The organism is Cupriavidus sp. 05L310, assembly GCF_056398185.1.
Genome location: NZ_JBFTOX010000146.1, coordinates 1 through 1,760 on the forward strand (window position 1 = coordinate 1; position 1,760 = coordinate 1,760).

General features: G+C 62.4%; 2 protein-coding genes. One reads left to right on the top strand and one right to left on the bottom strand.

Going from position 1 to position 1,760, the window contains the following annotated elements:
- Positions 1-712, top strand: a 712-nt coding sequence (locus AC1DS6_RS42455; protein ID WP_477104784.1) for a molybdopterin cofactor-binding domain-containing protein, incomplete at its 5' end; no start/stop codon positions are given.
- 418 nt (positions 713-1,130) lie between these two features.
- Here the strand turns inward: AC1DS6_RS42455 and AC1DS6_RS42460 are convergent.
- A partial coding sequence (locus AC1DS6_RS42460) for a GlxA family transcriptional regulator (RefSeq protein WP_477104785.1) occupies positions 1,131-1,760 on the bottom strand: 630 nt, incomplete at its 5' end.

Genomic DNA, 1,760 nt, shown 5'->3' on the forward strand with positions numbered 1-1,760 from the left:
CTCGACCATGACCGAAGGCATCGTCGAGAACGAATACGCTCTGCCGATGCAGGTGACGGCTCATCACCCGAAGGTCGATGTCGCGGTGCTCTGGTGGCGCTCGGTGGGTAACACCCACACGAGCTTCGTCAAGGAGACGCTGATCGACGAGATCGCCACGGCCGCGAAGCAGGATCCCGTCGCTTGGCGCATGGCACGACTCGACACCACCAAGCATGTCCGACAACGCGCCGCCTTGCAGCTGGCCACGGACAAGGCCGGCTACGGCAAGCGCAAACTGCCGAGGGGGCATGCGTGGGGCGTGGCCGTACACGAGTCGTTCGGGACGGTGGTTGCGTATGTCGTCGAAGTGTCCGTCGCCAAGGGTGAGGCGCGCGTGCACAACGTCACGGCCGGTGTCCACTGCAATCGCGTCGTCAATCCGCTGACTGCAGAAGCCCAGGTCCAGGGCGCATGCATCTTCGGCTTGTCGATGATTCGGCCCGGCTTCGCCATCGAGATGGAGAACGGAGTGGTTCGGAACAGCAATTTCCCGGACTATCCGCCACCGCGGATGCCCGATGCACCGCACATCGACGTGTTCTTCGTGCCGTCCGAAGACGCACCGTCGGGACTGGGCGAGCCTGGCGTGCCACCGATCGCACCGGCGGTCGCCAATGCACTGTTCCGGCTGACGGGCAAGCGCCAGCGGCAGATGCCCTTCGTCATCTGATCGTTCAGAGGCAGAGAGGCATCACGTCCTCTCTGCCCCGCAATCTACCGTTAACAGCAATCGTTCGGTTACTGTGCACCCTGTATGCCGCCCCTCGCACATTGATAATGTTCCCTCAAAGGGCTTTGTCATCCTCGATGACGATGGATCTGTAAGGCCCAGAACCTAGTTCATTCGGCGTAGCCGGCAATCAACATATCTGACGCCGCCGAGGCGTTCCGCGACGCGGAGACAGTCAACCTATCTGACGGCTACATCTACGACATCGAACTCGTATGGCATCGGAATTCAAACTACGGCATCCATTGCGCGTGGCATGTCATGTCATGTCGCAAGCCAGTGAATGCGGAGATGCGCATCCTAGCGTCGCTAATCTGACGCGCTCGCAACCCGGCCGCTTCGGTCGCTGGCCGTCAGTTCATTCCGTCGCTTCCAGCTCTACTAGTGCGTCCTTTCGCCGGATGCTGCTTGGCGACACGCCGTAGGCGCGCACAAAGGCCCGGCGCATACGATCGCGGTCCGCAAACCCTGTGTCCTGCGCCACGGTTTCCATCGGGTGACGACCTGACTCGAGCATGGTTCTGGCCGCTTCCAGCCGGAGCATCTCGACGGCCTTAGCCGGGGACTGGCCGGTCTCCTCACGGAACACCCGGCTGAACTGGCGCGGCGACAGGCGCGCGGCATCCGCCAGCTCCTCCACCGTCAGCGCATTGCGCAGATTTTCCTTCGCGTAGATCAGCGCGCGTTTGACGCGATCGCTGCGCGGCTCGAGTTCCAGTAATGCCGAAAACTGGGATTGCCCACCGGGGCGGCGGTAATAGACGACCAGGCGTCGGGCCACGTTACGTGCCAGCGCCGCGCCGTGGTCGTGCTCGATGAGCGCCAGGGCGAGGTCCATCGCCGCAGACATGCCGGCCGAGGTCCAAATGTTTCCGTCCTGCACAAAAATCCGATCCTCGTCGACACGAACCTGAGGAAAGGTTTCCTGCAATCGTCTGGCATGCAGCCAGTGGGTGGTAGCAGTCTTTCCGTCCAGCACGCCGGCCTC